Source organism: Paenibacillus sp. MAH-35 (genome assembly GCF_058135425.1).
On sequence record NZ_JBYUPU010000007.1, the window covers coordinates 61,356 to 77,846 of the forward strand.

A 16,491-nucleotide genomic window follows, 5' to 3' on the forward strand; every position below is an offset into this window, starting at 1 on the left:
TCGGTACCTCCAGTCGTATGCTGCACAAATCCGCCCTACTTGTGATGCTCCCGCCACCAGTCCGCAAATCTGGCGAGGCCTTCGTCGACGCTTACGTTTGGCTCATAGCCAAGCAAACGTCCCGCTTTCCCGATGTCGAGCGTCTGACTGCAGCTCACCACCCCGATCGTATAACGGGTAAACGGAGGCTCGCCGCGAAGCCGAAGTAGCCGGTACACCGTTTCCATCCCCGCAGCCAGCCGATCAGCTGTCGGATAAGCCAGATGGCGATAACGCGGCGTTACTCCCAATTTACCGAACAAACGGTTAACTGCGTCGACAAATCGAACCGGCTCGCCGTTGCTGATATTGTAAGTTTCGCCCAAAGCCGATTCGGAGGCCTGGGCGCAGCACAGCAGCGCATCTACCACGTTATCGACGTAAGTGAGATCAATCAGAGCCCGTCCGCCGTCGATAAGAGGGATGCCAACCTTGTCGTTCGCTCGCATCAGGCGGGGGAACAAGGCTGGATCGCCCGGTCCGAATATCGCCCGCGGCCGAATGATCAGCGACGGCAGTCCGGCAGCGAACGCTTCGCGGACCCGGCACTCCGCCTCGTATTTCGTGCGGGCATAATCGTTCGCGAACCGGCTGGGCAGCTCGCTGTCCTCCGTCAGATTGAATTGGTCCGTGTAGTTGAAATAAACGCTCGGAGTGGAAACATGAACGAACCGCTGAACCGAATGCGCCCGTGCCGCGTCCAGCAAAAACCCGGTCGCCGTAACGTTGGATTCATAAAAATCCCGGTATCTCCCCCAAGCCGACGATAAAGCCGCACAGTGGAACACGACGTCCTGCCCGGCAACAACCCGGTGAACGGCTTCGCGGTCCCGCAAATCCATTTTGACGAAGCGGATTCCTGCGCCGGACAGCGCTTTACCGGCCTGCTCGTTCCGGCCGACAGCCGTGACGTCCCATCCGAGCCCGTGTAGCCGTTCAGCCAGCCGTTTCCCCAAAAACCCAGTGCTTCCCGTAACCAGCGTTCTCATCCGTCACCATTCCATTCCAGATCGATCGTGCTCGCCTCCAGCAGCGAGACACCACGTCTGCGGCTCATATTGAACAGTTCCCATAATGAGAAGAGTTGCGACCAAAACGGAAGCGGATCGCGGAAACGGATCAGCACATCCCGGCTGCGGAGCATCGCCCGTACCGTTTCGACGCGAGCCGCCCACGGCATGATTGGCCGTGCCGCCTGCACGCCCATCATCATACCGATCATCGCCGACCGGCCGGCAGGCGGCTGAATGAGCGGCCTTTCTCCGTTCTCCGGGGCGGAACGGAGAACCGTCTCGGCAATCCCGTCTTCCGGCGCGAAGAGATGAAGTCCGCTTGTCGTCCTCGGATTACACTCGATCGGGTATACGGTACCTTCCCTATCGACGATAAAATCGAACGCTAGCTGTCCGTGCAGCCTCTCGGCTGCGACGAACGTTTCCACCCAGCGATGTACAGCCGGATGCTCGATTGCGGCGAAATGAACCGATGCCCCCATCCCGGCCCGGTAACGCGATTCGTAAGCAGCATGGGCAAGCAGCCGGCCGTCCTTGGCGATGCTGTATGTGCAAACCGGCGTACCCTTGATAAACCGCTGCAGCACCCAAGGGCAGTCCGGGGCTAAAGATTCCGGAGCCTGTACGAGTGGGCCGCCGGCGCTTCGCTCGATGATCCGGACCTTTGACGCAAACCGGGAGTACACAGGCTTTAGTACGTACTTTTGCGATACGGATGAACCGGCAACGATGTCCCTCAGCTCCGCTTCGCTCGTGATCCGGTACGTTTCGGGGACCGGCAATCCGTTTTTCTCCACCATCCGGATAAATTCATATTTGTTATGCAAGCCCAGCAGCGCGGGAAGCTGATCGGCGAACACCGCAGCCCCTTCCGCTTCCAGTTTCTTTCGATATTTAACCACATAAAATATCTCTTCGCAGGTTGGCACGACCAGACCGATTCGGTACTTTCGGATGATCCCGACCAGAACGTCGATAAAAGCTTCCGTATCGTCTTTCGACGAAGGAACGGACGCGGAACCGGATACGAGCCGGGAATACCGGCATACGAACCGTTTCAGACTGTCGCACACATACACCTTCCGTCCTGCCGCATGGAACAGCCGGACCCATTCCAGCGCCGCCGGCGCCCGGGCGCCGGTGATAAGCACAGCTTGAGGTTCAATACTCAAGGATCATGCCCCCCAGAGACAATCCGGCTGAAGTGCCAAGCAGCAAGATCCGGTCTCCGCGGTTGATCCGGCTGCGGCGTATCGCCTCATGAAGCCCCATCGGGATCGAGGCGGCAATCGTATTTCCGTGATCCGGCGTAATGTACATAAGCTGATCTTCTGTGATGCCCAGCTTTTTGCGGATCAGCCGCATCGCCATGGCGCTTCCCTGATGCGGAATAACCAGCCGGAAGTCGTCCATGCTCATCCCCGCCCCGGCTAACAGCGACGAGACGAAGTCCGGCAGCAGTTTGTAAGCCATCCGGAAAATAGCCTGGCCGTCCATACGGAACAAATAGTGCTCGCGCGTTGATTCGCTGAATTGCCCGGCGTGAAGCCGCGTGCCGCCTCCGCGTATTTCGGACAAGCGGGCTCCGTTTGCGTAAGTATTAAAGGCGGTTCGTATAATTTTCGAGCCGCCGCCCTCCTCGGTTCTGCCGACAATAACGGCGGCCGCGCCGTCTCCGAACAGCGCCGCGCTTTCCTTATCGCCCCAATTCAGCCCGGTCGAAGCGATCTCGGCGGATACGAGCAGCAGCTTGCCGTACCGGCCCGCTTCCACCAGATACGACATCACATCGAGCCCGGCCAGAAAGCTCAGACAGGTCGAGTTGATGTCGAAGGAGGGAATGCCGTGCCATTCCGGTCCGAGCGCTTTTTGTACCAGCGTAGCCGTGCAGGGGATCGGTTGTTCGGCCGTTCCGCTTGCATAGACGATACAGTCGATATCTTTCGGGCGCAGCCCCGCCGATTTCATCGCTTCCTTCGCCGCCTCCGCCCCCATATAGGAGGACGTTTCATCATCTATAAAATAACGAACTGACACGTCCGTTTTTTTGTAAACCCAACCTACCGGCACTCCCAACAGCCGGTCAATCTCTTCCGAGGTTACTTTCCGTTTCGGCATATATTTGCCGGTAGCGAGTATTGTCACACGTCTCGTATCCATAAGATGCCCCCAATCGTCAGCATACTACGATTTACGTATGGGGTAATTGTAGCAACTGGGTGGTGGCGGGAAAAGTACTATTTTTAACTAGTACCTTGGGATCGGTCCGGCCGATATACGATTCGGATGATTACATAGCAAATATTATGTAGCTTCTATTACGATCTAAGACCTGCCCTAATTTTAATTAATGTAATTAAGTAGACGTGTAATTAATGCAGTTAACTAAATTTTATTTAATAACATTAATAAATATCATTTTGCCGTGTTCCTTCCATTATCAACTGCCCTGTCTGCCGATCCTGAACAGGAATATCGTCCGACTCCCCCCTTTCTCATTCAGCAGTCTTTCAGCTAATGCTCATGTTCTCTTCAACTTGCCTTCAGAACCGCTTCAGCTTAGGGAGATATACTGCGATTAGTTAGATGAGCGTTCGGCGCGGAGAGGGTGCTGGCACATGGCTATTGAAGTATTTAACCGATATGAGAACAAGTATTTACTGGACGAAGCGGCCTTCCACCGGTTTTCCAACAGGCTGCTGGAGTATATGGAGCTGGACGATTACAACAAGGAGCATTCGTTTTATTCCATCAGCAACCTGTATTTCGATACGAAGGACGATGCTTTGATTCGCAAAAGTTTATCGAAGCCGAAATACAAAGAAAAGCTCCGGCTGAGGTCGTACGGCGTACCCAAAGCGGATGCGAAGGTCTATCTGGAGCTGAAAAAGAAAGTGTTCGGTCTGGTCAATAAAAGAAGGTCGGCGCTCCGGCTCCAGGAAGCGTACGATTTCGTCAGAACCGGAATCGCGCCCGCCCCCATGCCTTATATGAACACGCAAGTGATTCAGGAAATTCACTACTTCCTGCAGCGGTACGAGCTGGAGCCGAAAGTGTATTTGGCCTATGAACGAAAAGCACTGTTTAGCATCGATAACCGAGATCTGAGAATTACGTTCGATACGAACATCCGGTCGAGACGGTACGACTTGATGCTGGAAGCCGGCGATTACGGCGAACCTTTGCTGGAGCCCGGGCGATGGTTAATGGAGGTTAAAGCCGAGAAGACGATCCCGATGTGGCTGGCGAGAATGCTTTCGGAGCATCAGATGTTTCGCACGAGCTTCTCCAAATACGGCAATGAGTACAAAGAATACGTAAAACTCGGAAAAACCCGGCAAGGAGGCATGCAGTATGCTTGATTCTATTTTCAGTTCCGCCGCAGCCACGACAGAGTTATCGTTGCCCCATGCGCTCCTGACGATTCTGATGTCGATTGTCGTAGGCTTGGTGATCAGCTTCACCTATATGAAGACAAGCAGCCGCGGCGGATATTCGCCGAGCTTCACGCTGACGATGGTCGTTTTGCCCGCGATCGTAGCGATCATCATTTTGCTGATCGGAAGCAATATCGCGCGTGCATTCAGTTTGGCGGGAGCGTTCTCGATCATCCGGTTCCGCAGCGCGCCCGGCGATCCGAAAGATATCGCATACGTCCTGTTCACGATGGCGGCCGGCCTGGCGATCGGTGTCGGCTCCTTCGGATATGCCGTCTTGTTTACAGTTTGCCTCTGCTTGCTGATGTTTATTTTGAATTTGACCAAGTTCGGGGTCAAGAAAACGACCCAGCTGATGCTGAAAGTGACGATTCCCGAGGATTTGAGCTATGAAGGGGTTTTCGACGGCGTATTCAAGAAGTTTGACGTCAACTATGAGCTGAAAAAAGTAAGAACGACCGAGCTCGGCAGCCTCTATGAGCTGGTTTTTCTGATCACGATGAGCACGGCCACGGATCAAAAGCAATTTCTGGATGCGATCCGGGTCCGGAACGGGAATCTGGACATTACCCTAACGATGAGCCCTACAACGACAGACTATTAAGAAAAAACGAAAGGAAGATATCCATGACCCATATGCGAACGAAAATAGGATGCGCCCTGTTATGCATGGCGACCGTCTTGGCCGCCTGCAACGGCGACAGCTCTACATCTCCCTCCTCTGCCCCAACCGATTCGGGAGCGGTATCGGCAGCAGCGGTGAATACGACGAATGTTGCGGGCGATCCCGAGAAAGCGGCGTACAAAGACAGCGATTATGCGACCGATTGGACACAAGAAAATCCGGTATATATCAAGCTGAACGGAACCGCTGCGACAATCGAAGGGACAGGCGCCAAAGCCAAAGACAAGTCCGTAGCCATAACGTCGCCCGGAACTTATGTGGTCAGCGGCACATGGGAGGACGGTCAAATTACGGTCGAAGTGGCGGACACGGAGAATGTACGGCTCGTGCTGAACGGAGCGGACTTGACGAACAAGAGCGGTGCTGCCCTCTACATTAAAGAAGCGGATAAAGTCACGATCGTTTTGCAGGAAGGCACAACGAATAAAATCTCGGACGGAGCGAATTATGCTGCAGCGGGAACCTCCGACAACGAGCCGAATTCGGCTGTATACAGCAAAGCCGATCTTACGTTGACCGGAACGGGCTCGCTGATCGTGCGAGGCAACTATAACGACGGATTGACGAGCAAGGACGATCTGAAAATTACAGGCGGCACGATTGAGATCCATGCGGTGGACGACGGACTATTAGGCCGGGATCTGGTCGCCGTCAAAGACGGAACGATCGCGATCGAAGCCGGCGGAGATGGCATCAAAACGACGAACGATGCCGACGCATCGAAAGGAAGCATCGCCATCGAGGGCGGATCGTTCCGCATCAGGGCAGGAAGCGACGGCCTGCAATCCGCGGCAGCGATCCGGATCGACGGCGGCACTTTCGATATCGTGTCAGGCGGCGGCAGCGCCAACGGTACGGTGAGAACGGGCAACGACCGTCCGGGAGCGTGGGGCGGTCCGAATACGTACCAGCAGACGGCAACAGAAGATTCGCCCAGCACAAAAGGGATTAAAGCGGCCACGACGATCCTCATGACGTCGGGTACCTTAACCATCGATTCCAGCGACGATGCGGTGCACAGCAACGGTACGATCGCGATCGCAGGCGGAGAGCTCCGGATAACGTCCGGTGACGACGGCATCCATGCGGATACTTCCATCGCCATTACCGGCGGCACGATCGATATTGCCAAGAGCTATGAAGGAATCGAAAGCTCGGAGATCACGATAACCGACGGGATCATCCGGCTTGTCGCCAGCGACGACGGCATTAATATCGCCGGTGGAAATGACAGCTCCTCGGTCGGTAGACGCCCGGGACAAAACAATTTTACCGCGGCGAGTCAGGGCAAGCTAGTCATCCACGGAGGCTCCTTGACGGTGGACGCCGCCGGCGACGGTCTGGATTCCAACGGCTCGATCGATATGACGGGCGGCACGGTCATCGTGAACGGTCCGACTTCGAGCGGCAACGGAGCCTTGGACTATGACGGAACGTTCACCATTAGCGGGGGCACCTTGATCGCCGCCGGAAGCGCAGTCATGGCCATGGCTCCTTCGGAGCAGTCCGCCGGGCGTTCCGTCCTGATGACGTTCTCGCAGACGAAAGCGGCGGGCACGGCCGTCGAGCTGAAGGACGGCAGCGGGAACGTCATCGTAAGCGTTACGCCGTCCAAAGCGTATCAAACGGTTGTGTTCAGTTCCCCGGCCCTCAAGCAAGACACGGCCTACACCCTTTATGCGGGTGGAACGAAAATCGTGGACTTCAACATTTCCGGCTCCGTCACCTGGTTGAACGAATCGGGAGTCACGAGCGGACGCAGCGCAGGTCCGGGCGGTGCAGGCGGCAATCCCGGAATGAATCGAGGGCGCGGAACCGGTATGGGCATGGAACGGCCAGCTCCATAAAATCCACTACTTTCCTCGCAGCAAGCCGGCGCAACAGCCGGCTTGTTTGTTTTTTCCTCGACAGGATCATTATTCCTTATAATCGTAAAATTCTTTTATTCACCGGCGTAATGAAAAGACAAATGATCCGTATTTACTTATGAATGGCTTAGCTAAGCAGAATTCATCAGAAAGGAGCTTTTGCTTGCAGCAGCGCGCGATCGTTCATCCCTTCGTCTCCAAGGAGGCGTTAACGCCTACAGACGCAGAATCCCGGTTCGCTTCTATTTTTGAAACGTACCACAAACGTATATACAACTACATCGCCTACCGGGTGAATTGCCATTTTACAGCGGAAGATTTAACCAGCCAGGTGTTCGAGCGGACGTTAACCAAAATCGGCACGTATTCCGAGAACAAATCACCTTTTGAGGTCTGGTTGTTTGCCATTGCCCGAAATACTGTGAACGACCATTATCGAAGTCTTAAAAGCAGCAGACTCTTCTCGCTCACTGGTTTGAAGGAGCTTGTATCCGGCAAAAAAAGTCCAGAAAGCCTGATCATCGAAGGAGAGTTCAACGATCAGCTGCAGCAGGCCCTGCAATCGTTAAACGCCAGAGAACGGAATATGATCGCCCTCAAATTCGGCGCAGAGCTTAAGCATACGCAAATCTCCGAGCTGCTGGGCATCAGTGAAAATAACGTCGGGATCATCCTGTACCGGACGATGATAAAATTAAGAAAGCAACTGGGGAGTGTGAAATCGGAATGAACCGGAACAACCGTCATCGTTTTGCGGATGAAATGGACGCATATCTCAATCAAAAAACAGGAGAAACGGCAACGAAAGCGGATTATGCACCGCTCTTCGAGGTAGGCCGCATCCTGGCGGATCGGGATTACAGCAAGAACAGCGACAAAGAAACGATGTATCGTCTAATTATGAATAACCACAACCAATCCAAGGACAATTTCAATAGGAATAACCGAAAAAAATGGGTGCGTTTCTCGGTAACGGCCGCATCGGTAGCCATGGCGGGGATCATTAGTCTTGCGGCGGTTCAGCCTTCCTCGGCCTCTGAAATGATGGGCAAAATTATGAACACCATATCACTTGGTCATATCTCCGTCTCGCATGTGGAGCCTGCACCGGAACAATTAGCCGCGGCAATCCCGGAAGAAATGAAACATCAAATCATGGCTCAAGCAAAAGATCAGCCCGTAAAACCGGATGCGCTTGTCGTAAAAGATCCCGGACAACTGAATCAATATACTTCCTTCCACGTGCTACTTCCTGCTTATCAGCCCAGCGGGTATACATTTGATCGCGCCGAATTTTACAAGGATGAACAAGGAACGGTCAGCGGCTCCAAGTACATCGATATTTTCTACACGAATCCGGAGACGGGAAAATTCATCTATATGCAGCAGCGCCATGCCGATGAAGAGACGGCCTTCTCCCAGAGCACGACGCATCAGGTCCATCTGGTAAAAGTCAATCATTACGATGCCATCATGACCGGGGAGTATTCGATCGACTGGGAAGCAAACGGCGTCCTGTACGGCATAACGGCCAAAGGACTTTCAAAAGACGAAATCCTGAAGATCGCAGAGTCGATTCCTAATTCATAGGCAACGATCTGCTCGGTCATGAGACAATCGCCCTTAACAGCTTGCCGGCTAATTAAGGGCGATTCCCTATGCTTATGACCGGGATTCCTTCCGCCGTGCCTCGATATCCCGCTTCGTTGATCCCCGGCTTCGCAAAACGCGCTGTTCATACCGCTTTCCCCTGCGATGCTCCTTTTAGCCGCCGCCGACGCATTGACTACAAAAGATCCGCTTCCCCCCATTTCCAATCTTTGAGATAATCGAGCTAACAGCTTCAGGCGCGTTATCATCATTGTATCTCTATCCGGAAAGGCGGACATATGGATGTCAAACTTCTATAGTAAACTAGGCGTGGCTACGGTCATTAACGCCGCAGACTCCTACACCATGATCGGCGGATCGTTGATGCCTGCTGAGGTTATCGAGGCGATGGCGGATGCAGCCCAATCTTTTGTTTCGCTCGAACAGCTCCATCTGAAAGCCGGTGAGCGGATCGCCCGGCTTACGAGAAATGAAGCCGCTGTCATTACAAGCGGCGCCGCCGCTGCACTGACGGTGGCGATAGCCGCTTGTATGACGGGTGTGGATGAAGCGAAGGCGAAGGCATGGCCTCTTTATAAGGGCGCAAGGAATGAGGTCGTTATTCATCGCTGCCAGCGTAACGGCTTTGACCTTGCGATCCGGCAAACCGGGGCTACCTTGGTTGAAATCGGAGATACGGAAGGCACGACTGCCGAACAGTTGGAATCAGCATTGAGTGATCGAACAGCATGCGTCATTTATTTCGATACGGTGCAATTCGCTAAAGCGGCACTATCTCTGGAGGAAGTGATACGAATCTCCGGCTCGAAAGGCATCCCGGTCGTCGTTGACGCTGCGGCACAGCTGCCCCCGGTAAGCAACCTGTGGCGATACACGGAAATGGGCGCAGATCTCGTTATTTTCTCCGGAGGCAAGACGCTTCGCGGTCCGCAAAGCACGGGATTTATCGTCGGGAAGGAACGTTATGTTGCGGCATGCCGCCTCTATGTGGGAGCCAGAAATTCAATCGCCAGACCGATGAAGGTAGGCAAGGAAGAAATCGCGGGGCTGGTCGCGGCCTTAGAGCGGTACGTCAATCTGGACCATGTTGCGATGAAGGAACACCATGAGCGGCTTGTCCGCCGTCTGTGTGAGGGATTAAACCGGGCGGGATGGCCCGCCGAACGGGTATATCCCGGTCCGACCGGACAGGATTACCCTCTCGCTTTTGTCAAGCCGGCTCATTCCGCCTGCACGGCGGAACAGTTGAGCAAGCTGCTGCTGGAAGGTACCCCGTCCATTCTCGTAGCCTTGACCCCCGATCAGCAGGGACTTGCGCTGAACCCCCTGCATCTGAACGAGGGTGAAGTGGAACAAATCATTGCGCGGATGAGCGAGTTGCTAGACGAATCTCAGAACGGAAGACCTTAGTACCGTCTTCGCATCACTGTGTCGCTCCGGCTGAACATCTTATGCGGGAGTCGCCCCCCGTTCATACTGAACACGGGGAACGCTTTTTCCGCAGCGGCGCCAACTAAGCATAAAAGCTCTGCCGCTGATTGCCTAAGCACTCCGCAGCAGGGCTTTTCGTTCGGATGTATAATAGCAAGTTTGCTTCTTTCTTGCCTTAGCCGCTTATACCGGTTGTCCGGTCCGTTCCGGAGCTGAGGCGGCATCGTATTTGACCCATACCGCTCCTTTTTCCGAGCTCTCCAGGCACTTGTCGATAAACCGTACGCCGTCGGCCCCTTCGCTGATGCGCGGATAATCCGCCGGTTCGGCGCCGGTAAGCGTCCCGTCTCTAAGCAGCTTCAACAGTTCTCCGCTGAATGCGGCGTAAATGTTCGCAAACGCTTCATATAAGCCTTCGGGATGGCCTCCGGGAAGCCGGTTGAACGCCGCCGCTGCCGGATACATCGGATCTCTGCCGCGGGACAGTAATTGAAAGGGCTTTCCCAGGATGGAAAGCTGCAGCTCCTCGGAACGTTCGTGCTGCCACTCCAATGAACCTTTCGTCCCGAACAGCCGGATTTTCAGACCGTTTTTGCTGCCTGGCGCCACTTGGGAGCACCAGTACATGCCGGTCGCGCCGCTGGTGTATTTCACCATAATGTTGGCATTGTTGTCGAGCTCCATCAACGTCCCGTGCGACTGCAGATCGGCACATAACGTCTCAATCTCAAGCCCGGTTATGTAGGAAACGGTATGAGCGACGTGTACGCCAATGTCTGCCACACAGCACGATTTACCCTGCCGGGCATCCATTCTCCAGGACGGTGCAGCCGCATGAAGCACCCATTCCTGAGGATATTCCGCCATCACGGATATAATATCGCCGATCTCCCCTTGTTTGACGATCTCTCTGGCCTGCTTCACCATCGGATAACCGGAATACGTGTACGTTACCCCGAACAATAGGCCTCGTTCGTTCGCGAGCGTCTCCAGCTCCCGCGCTTCGCTCTCCTCGATCGTTACCGGCTTGTCGCAGACGACGTGAATCCCGTGGAGGAGAAACACCTTGGCAATCTCGTAATGCGAATTGTTCGGCGTTACGATGACGACAAAATGAATCCGGTCTTCGCGCGCTGCCTCCTTCTCGGCCATCTCCCGGTACGTCGCATACAGCCGGTCCGGGTCGATGCCGTACTTCTCCCCTGTAATCGCCGATTTGGCGGGGTCCCGCGAGAAGCATCCCGCCGTTAGAACGTTGCGGCGATCGAACATCGCCCCCCGGGCATGAATATCTCCGATTAATGACCCTTCCCCTCCGCCAACCATGCCAAATCTAAGGACGGACTGCATGAAATCCTCTCCCTTCGCTTATTGCTGCGCAGCCGCGCAAGAATTACGTTCGATCAGCTCTGTGGACATCAGCATCTGTCTAGGAGGAATCTTCGATTTTTCGAGCAATCGATCGGCTGTGGACCGCGAGTCTTCCCGGCGCCTCTTTATTTTGCCAAATCACGGTGATCGGCGGGGGATCGATTTGTTGCGAAGTCTGTCCGCCGTCTTCCATCCCGCTAAAATTATAACCGATACCACTTGCGTTGTTGCACATTTTTAAAATGTTTCCAAAGAAATTTTAGTGTTGTGATGTTTAGATAGCTCCCCCGGGCTTCATCATATCAGTGTTGTTCCGAAGTCAGCTCCCAGTTGTTTGAACTGAACCAGGCATTTTTTCCTTCCTGCGGCAGCATGTAATGAGTTTCAACTGCTGGAGCCGCCCCAAGGGACAGCAGTTAGCGAGGCAACCCCTAATACGCGCAAAAGCCGCTTCCCTAACCACGGAATAGGTGGAGGTGGAAGCGCCTTTGGTTTGAACTCCGTCTGAGCGGTGCTAACGAGATTAACGGTGACTTATAGGACAGCTCCTGGGAACTGTCCTATACGCATTGCTGCTCACCCTTTGGGAGTCAGCTCCACCCATTTTTGTCCTTGATCGACTGGCGCGTACTGGAGCAGACGTTCGATCAGCCGGACCGGGTCCGGTTCCACGACAAGAAGCTCCAGATTTTCTTCCCTCATAAAGCCTTCCCGGACGGTGTGCTTCAGCATCTCGACGAGCGGATCGAAAAAGCCGCGGACGTTCAGCAACCCGATCGGCTTGGCGTGAATGCCGATTTGAGACCAGCACGCCGCCTCGAACAGCTCCTCATACGTGCCGAGTCCTCCAGGCAAAGAAATGAAAGCATCCGATAATTGGGCCATCAGCGCTTTGCGCTCGTGCATAGTGCCTACTTCGTGGAATTCCGTCAAGCTCGTATGAGCCAGTTCTCTGCGAAACAATCCGGTCGGCATGACGCCGATCGCCTGTCCTCCCGCCGAGAGTACTTTATCCGCTACTCGCCCCATTAGCCCTACGCTAGCCCCGCCGTACACCAGATCGATCCCGTGCGCGACGAGCGCGTCCCCCAACTCGTTGGCCGCGAGCTCATAATCGGAATGGCTGCCGGGATTTGAACCGGAAAAGATGCAAATACGTTTTATGTCGTTCATCATTAACCTCCTTAATCTCTATCCAGTATAAAACGATTTGCGACAAATTGCATCTGCCGCCCTCTTTCGCACCGCGAGCTGCTTGGTCACTCGTCTACTCTGCTGCTGCTCCATAAACCGAAAAAAGACCTGCCGCCATGGACAGGTCCCGCTTCCAGATCAGGCCCAGAGTGCCAGCCAGCGAATCCGTCGCGCTAATGCCGCACCCGAACCTCCCGAATCATAACTGTATCGTCCTTGCCTGGTTCGGGAATGAATCTCAAAGCCGTCAGCTTCCGCCCGTCTGCCGGCAGCGGAATGACGATTTTGTAATAGGTCCGGTCTCCGTCGCGGATCGGCAGCGCCGTGCGAATCGGCATCGTATGCTTGCCGTCCCGGTATACCTTGCGCTCCGCTCCGCCTAGTAAAGTGCATTTCCTGACGGATTCGATCTGATCTGGCCCCCCGCTTCCTTTTCCCCTATAATCGTAAACAAGAAAGGAAGTGGAAACGATGAAGTTCGTGCTGCTATTCGGTCCGCAGGCGGTCGGCAAGATGACGGTCGGGCAAGAACTCGCCAAAATAACAGGGTTAAAGCTGTTTCACAACCATATGAGCATCGAGCTGGTCGCCCCGTTTTTCAGCTATGGTACGGAGCCAGGAAAACGGCTGGTCAAGCTGTTCCGGCAGGCCATTTTCGAAGAGGTGGCAGCCAGCGAATTGGACGGATTGATCTTTACGTTCCTCTGGTCATTTGACCGTCAAGCGGATTGGGACTATGTGGACAACGTTTGCCGGATTTTCGAATCCAAGGGGGCCGATGTTTATTTCGTCGAGCTGGAAGCGGAGCTGTCCGCAAGACTGGAGCGCAACAGAAGCCCGCACCGGCTCGAGCATAAACCTACGAAACGGGATATCGCCTTCTCCGAACGGGATCTGCTGAGCAAGATGGAGAACAACCGGCTGAACTCCCTTCCCGGCGAAATCAAAAGAGAAAAGTATATGCGCCTCAACAACACCGCGCTCGCTCCCGAACATGCAGCCTTAATGATCAAGGAACGGTTTGATCTGTAAAGGAGCGCGCAGTCGGTCTCGTCCGCTTTTGCCATACTCTGGCGCCCGCCGCAATTATACGCTGTGAGCAGCTGAAACTGACCGCCGACGAAAAAACTGCTGCTCCGGGCAATAACGAATCTGGTGCAAAACAGCATCGATTACAATCCGCAAGGCTGCCACCTCCTGCTGCAAACCGCAAACTCCCCTGATCCGGATCGGAACGAATGTCACTTCGTCGTATCCCGACTACGGAAGAGGAATTCCCCGAAATCAATCCGGCCGAAGTTCCTGAACTCCAGGAATCGGCCGGTTCAAATTGTATGCCCTTCAGGACGAGAAGACGCCAAAATCCCGCAGCGCTTGCTTCAGCAGATTCACTTCCGTCTCCAGCGCCGATACGGTGGCGCCGCTCGTATCCGCGACAGGTCCCAGGTTGCCGATCGGCCCGAACGGCTTTAGGACCGGACTGACGTAACTGATCGCGCTCGGAGAAGGAACGTTGGTGGTGAGCGCGGCGTTCAAGCGGACCTCGTTGCCCGAGATGCGGACGACTCTCCGTACCTGATTCCCGGTATCGATCCGTATCCATTGATCGACTCTGAGAGAGGAGGCGTTGTTAACCGTGAAGTAAGGCGATCCGGCGCTTCCTGTTCCCTGCACCCCGGTTAACGTCCCCGCCGTACCGGTCGTCATTACTTTATACCCGGCCGGCGTTTTGCCGTCCGTCACGGCAGCCCCGGTGATCCATACGATATCTCCCTGATTGTAAGTACCGCTTACCGGAGGGTAGACGGAGGAGAACTTGACGAACTTCTGTACGGCATCGGTAGTCACCGAAGCACTCAGGAACAGCCACAGTCCGCCCTGCTTCGTCCTAACCAGATTGTCGCCGACGATCACATCGGAATACGTGCCAATCGCTGATGCGAATCGAGAACATCCCTTTCGCCGCATCGTACGTATCCGAGATAAGATTGCCGGATATTCGCGCCCCCGACACGGTGGAACGCAGCATAATTCCCGAACGGTACGCTTCGGCCGGCGCCGGATAGTACCCCGCATTGATGACCATATTGTCCGTAATTTGCAAGTTGGTTACGGTCGCCACGCCTGCCGAGCCGCCGACGAGTATACCGGTCAGCGGAGCGTTCTTGATGACGTTATTGCTGATGATCATATTCGACAAGTCCGAATTATGCGTAAAGCCGATCCCGCAAGCCATGCTAGACATTTCGCTCCGGTACTCGAACTCTTCCTGAAAGACGATCGTATTGTTGCTCACTGTAATATTTTCGAAGACGGTCTTCTCGCTTGTCCATCCCGCGCTTGCGATACCCACGGTCAAGTATCGCCGATGCACCTTGTTGGTCAGCGTAATCGTATTACCGATAACCGTTACGTTTTTGACCGGATGGGTGCCGTAGGGCCCAATCTGGATTCCTTGATTGGCGTTGCTGATCGTATTGCCGGAAACCGTCATATCGCACCGGTCGTCCGTGCCGTTACCCGCTTGTAGATTGACGCCCGTATAATATCCGTCCATCACATTGTTCGAAACGACGCTTTGCCCCAGATGCGTCTCGATCGCCCCTCGCGCCTTCTGCCCGGGAGCCGCATAAAACATACAGTTTATCACCGTATGATTCCGGCCGTTCACATAAATCGCGGAGTTGTCGTAATCGCCGGTCCCTCTTGCCATGACGAAGTTGAAATAACAATCCGTAATCGATGCGAGGTAACCCGTATTGCTGTTGAGCGAAACCGAGTTGACGCCGCATGTAGGATCGAAATGCACATTGTCAACGCTTACATTTTCGTAGCGGTACGAGATGATGCAGAACTGGTAAAAATAAACCGTATCTTTTCTATTAAGATCGATGTAACAGGTGAGATTGTTTTGCGGATTTTGGTCGAACCGCAGCTTGCTGATCCGTACATTTTTAAGCGGCGCGCTGCTGCTGCCGTAGAAGATCGTAAAGTAATCGCCCGCATTGTCCTTCACTTTAATGACCGAGCCGACGCCTTCACCCAGCAGGTTCACATCGTTTCTCAGCGTAATCCATTTATTCAAATACGGAGATACGATATACGTGCCTTTCGGGAAAAAGACGGTCCCGCCGCCCATCGCGAATACGGCGTTGATCGCGTTCTGGATCGACTGAAAATCGTCGCTGCTGCCGTCGCCCTTCGCTCCGAACCATTTGACGCTTACATATTCCGTCTCGATAATCCGTTTGAATCTTGCTCCGGACAAAGACACGAGCACCGTTCCCAGATTGTCGGCCGTCGCGGTGTCGGCCGGATCGTACCTGAAGAAGCCTTCCTGACCTTCGTCGGTGACATAATATAACAAATCTGCGCTCGGATTCGTCTCCGTCCTTAAGGCGGCAATCGTCGAGACGACGCAGTAATCCATCTGCATCAGCTCTTTCGGTTTTATCTTATTGTAGTTGCCGTATACCGCCTCTGTCACCAGATTCGCGCCATTTCCGTAAGCGCTTCCAAACGATGAGCCGACAGCCGCGGCTCCGGCAAGCCCTAGAGATACAAGCAACTTCCTTCTGCTAACCATGCTGCTTGCAGCTTGATGAGAATCTTCTTCGCCACTTCCGTTCGGTTTCATACGTTCTTCCATTCGGTTTTCCTCCCTAAATAAGTGTTAGAGCAAGGATTTCGGACTTCGAATAATACGTGAACCGAGTATCGTGCGGGTTGCAGTCTTCCCTGGGTGCTTTCAAGCGATGGTGAAGCTCTTGTTTTCAGAAACCGTTTTCACAATAATCTTAGCCGGAGCCGGGCAAAAAAGCTTTGTCCAGCCGATCGTTTTT

Annotated in this window: 15 protein-coding genes; 7 read left to right on the forward strand and 8 right to left on the reverse strand. The window is 54.2% G+C overall.

All coding sequences use genetic code 11. The features are described 5' to 3' along the window. Positions 1–35 precede the first annotated feature (35 nt). From AC3Y2E_RS09745 to AC3Y2E_RS09755, 3 genes are read right to left on the reverse strand one after another with little or no spacing between them, the layout of a single operon-like run. The gene (locus tag AC3Y2E_RS09745; protein WP_379209574.1) at positions 36–1,028 is read right to left on the reverse strand and encodes an NAD-dependent epimerase/dehydratase family protein; all 993 of its coding nucleotides are present in this window, start codon (positions 1,026–1,028) and stop codon (positions 36–38) included. Beyond that, entirely contained in the window at positions 1,025–2,224 is a 1,200-nt protein-coding gene (locus AC3Y2E_RS09750) for an ATP-grasp domain-containing protein (protein WP_379209576.1), read from the reverse strand. Before AC3Y2E_RS09750 ends, AC3Y2E_RS09745 begins: the two co-directional genes overlap by 4 nt. Next, a complete protein-coding gene (locus AC3Y2E_RS09755) occupies positions 2,214–3,212 on the reverse strand; it encodes a beta-ketoacyl-ACP synthase III (protein ID WP_379209578.1) in 999 nt (332 codons plus the stop codon). The genes AC3Y2E_RS09750 and AC3Y2E_RS09755 overlap by 11 nt, the downstream gene beginning before the upstream one ends. Positions 3,213–3,670: 458 nt before the next feature. Here AC3Y2E_RS09755 and AC3Y2E_RS09760 point away from each other — a divergent pair, with 458 nt between their 5' ends. From AC3Y2E_RS09760 to AC3Y2E_RS09785, 6 genes are all read left to right on the forward strand, one after another. Next, positions 3,671–4,414: a polyphosphate polymerase domain-containing protein gene (locus tag AC3Y2E_RS09760; RefSeq protein ID WP_379209580.1), complete on the forward strand. Its 744-nt coding sequence runs from the start codon at positions 3,671–3,673 to the stop codon at positions 4,412–4,414. Then, positions 4,407–5,093 carry a DUF4956 domain-containing protein gene (locus tag AC3Y2E_RS09765; protein ID WP_379209582.1) on the forward strand — a complete coding sequence of 229 codons (687 nt, stop codon included), beginning with the start codon at positions 4,407–4,409 and terminating at the stop codon, positions 5,091–5,093. The genes AC3Y2E_RS09760 and AC3Y2E_RS09765 overlap by 8 nt, the downstream gene beginning before the upstream one ends. 23 nt (positions 5,094–5,116) lie before the next feature. Then, on the forward strand, positions 5,117–7,021 hold the full coding sequence (locus tag AC3Y2E_RS09770) for a carbohydrate-binding domain-containing protein (protein ID WP_379209584.1): 1,905 nt from the start codon (positions 5,117–5,119) through the stop codon (positions 7,019–7,021). Between the two features lie 184 nt (positions 7,022–7,205). After that, positions 7,206–7,772 carry a sigma-70 family RNA polymerase sigma factor gene (locus tag AC3Y2E_RS09775; protein ID WP_379209586.1) on the forward strand — a complete coding sequence of 189 codons (567 nt, stop codon included), beginning with the start codon at positions 7,206–7,208 and terminating at the stop codon, positions 7,770–7,772. After that, a complete protein-coding gene (locus tag AC3Y2E_RS09780; RefSeq protein ID WP_379209588.1) occupies positions 7,769–8,632 on the forward strand; it encodes a DUF4367 domain-containing protein in 864 nt (287 codons plus the stop codon). The genes AC3Y2E_RS09775 and AC3Y2E_RS09780 overlap by 4 nt, the downstream gene beginning before the upstream one ends. A gap of 303 nt (positions 8,633–8,935) precedes the next feature. After that, positions 8,936–10,063, forward strand: a complete 1,128-nt coding sequence (locus tag AC3Y2E_RS09785) for an aminotransferase class V-fold PLP-dependent enzyme (RefSeq protein WP_379209590.1) — start codon at positions 8,936–8,938, stop codon at positions 10,061–10,063. Positions 10,064–10,267: 204 nt separating this feature from the next. Here AC3Y2E_RS09785 and AC3Y2E_RS09790 read toward each other — a convergent pair whose 3' ends face one another. The 3 genes from AC3Y2E_RS09790 to AC3Y2E_RS09800 form a co-directional block, all read right to left on the reverse strand. Next, a complete protein-coding gene (locus AC3Y2E_RS09790) occupies positions 10,268–11,434 on the reverse strand; it encodes a Gfo/Idh/MocA family protein (protein ID WP_379209592.1) in 1,167 nt (388 codons plus the stop codon). Positions 11,435–12,031: 597 nt separating this feature from the next. Continuing rightward, positions 12,032–12,619, reverse strand: coding sequence for an LOG family protein (locus AC3Y2E_RS09795; protein ID WP_379209911.1), 588 nt, complete (start codon positions 12,617–12,619; stop codon positions 12,032–12,034). A 203-nt stretch (positions 12,620–12,822) separates the two neighbouring features. Beyond that, entirely contained in the window at positions 12,823–12,987 is a 165-nt protein-coding gene (locus tag AC3Y2E_RS09800) for a hypothetical protein (protein WP_379209594.1), read from the reverse strand. 133 nt (positions 12,988–13,120) lie between these two features. On the opposite strand from AC3Y2E_RS09800, the gene AC3Y2E_RS09805 reads away from it, so the two are divergent. Continuing rightward, positions 13,121–13,681, forward strand: coding sequence for an AAA family ATPase (locus AC3Y2E_RS09805; RefSeq protein ID WP_379209596.1), 561 nt, complete (start codon positions 13,121–13,123; stop codon positions 13,679–13,681). 309 nt (positions 13,682–13,990) lie between these two features. On the opposite strand, the gene AC3Y2E_RS09810 is transcribed toward AC3Y2E_RS09805, so the two are convergent. After that, complete coding sequence (locus AC3Y2E_RS09810; protein WP_379209598.1) at positions 13,991–14,563, reverse strand: hypothetical protein; 573 nt, start codon at positions 14,561–14,563, stop codon at positions 13,991–13,993. Next, positions 14,538–16,298: a putative phage tail protein gene (locus AC3Y2E_RS09815; RefSeq protein ID WP_379209600.1), complete on the reverse strand. Its 1,761-nt coding sequence runs from the start codon at positions 16,296–16,298 to the stop codon at positions 14,538–14,540. The genes AC3Y2E_RS09810 and AC3Y2E_RS09815 overlap by 26 nt, the downstream gene beginning before the upstream one ends. Positions 16,299–16,491: the final 193 nt, after the last annotated feature.

Excerpts from the sequence above, each read along its gene's own strand:
- AC3Y2E_RS09745 (WP_379209574.1), bottom strand. The coding sequence starts at position 1,028 with ATGAGAACGCTGGTTACGGGAAGCACTGGGTTTTTGGGGAAACGGCTG.
- AC3Y2E_RS09755 (WP_379209578.1), bottom strand. The coding sequence starts at position 3,212 with ATGGATACGAGACGTGTGACAATACTCGCTACCGGCAAATATATGCCG.
- AC3Y2E_RS09760 (WP_379209580.1), top strand. The coding sequence starts at position 3,671 with ATGGCTATTGAAGTATTTAACCGATATGAGAACAAGTATTTACTGGAC.
- AC3Y2E_RS09765 (WP_379209582.1), top strand. The coding sequence starts at position 4,407 with ATGCTTGATTCTATTTTCAGTTCCGCCGCAGCCACGACAGAGTTATCG.
- AC3Y2E_RS09770 (WP_379209584.1), top strand. The coding sequence starts at position 5,117 with ATGACCCATATGCGAACGAAAATAGGATGCGCCCTGTTATGCATGGCG.
- AC3Y2E_RS09780 (WP_379209588.1), top strand. The coding sequence starts at position 7,769 with ATGAACCGGAACAACCGTCATCGTTTTGCGGATGAAATGGACGCATAT.
- AC3Y2E_RS09785 (WP_379209590.1), top strand. The coding sequence starts at position 8,936 with ATGTCAAACTTCTATAGTAAACTAGGCGTGGCTACGGTCATTAACGCC.
- AC3Y2E_RS09790 (WP_379209592.1), bottom strand. The coding sequence starts at position 11,434 with ATGCAGTCCGTCCTTAGATTTGGCATGGTTGGCGGAGGGGAAGGGTCA.
- AC3Y2E_RS09800 (WP_379209594.1), bottom strand. The coding sequence starts at position 12,987 with ATGCCGATTCGCACGGCGCTGCCGATCCGCGACGGAGACCGGACCTAT.
- AC3Y2E_RS09805 (WP_379209596.1), top strand. The coding sequence starts at position 13,121 with ATGAAGTTCGTGCTGCTATTCGGTCCGCAGGCGGTCGGCAAGATGACG.
- AC3Y2E_RS09815 (WP_379209600.1), bottom strand. The coding sequence starts at position 16,298 with ATGGAAGAACGTATGAAACCGAACGGAAGTGGCGAAGAAGATTCTCAT.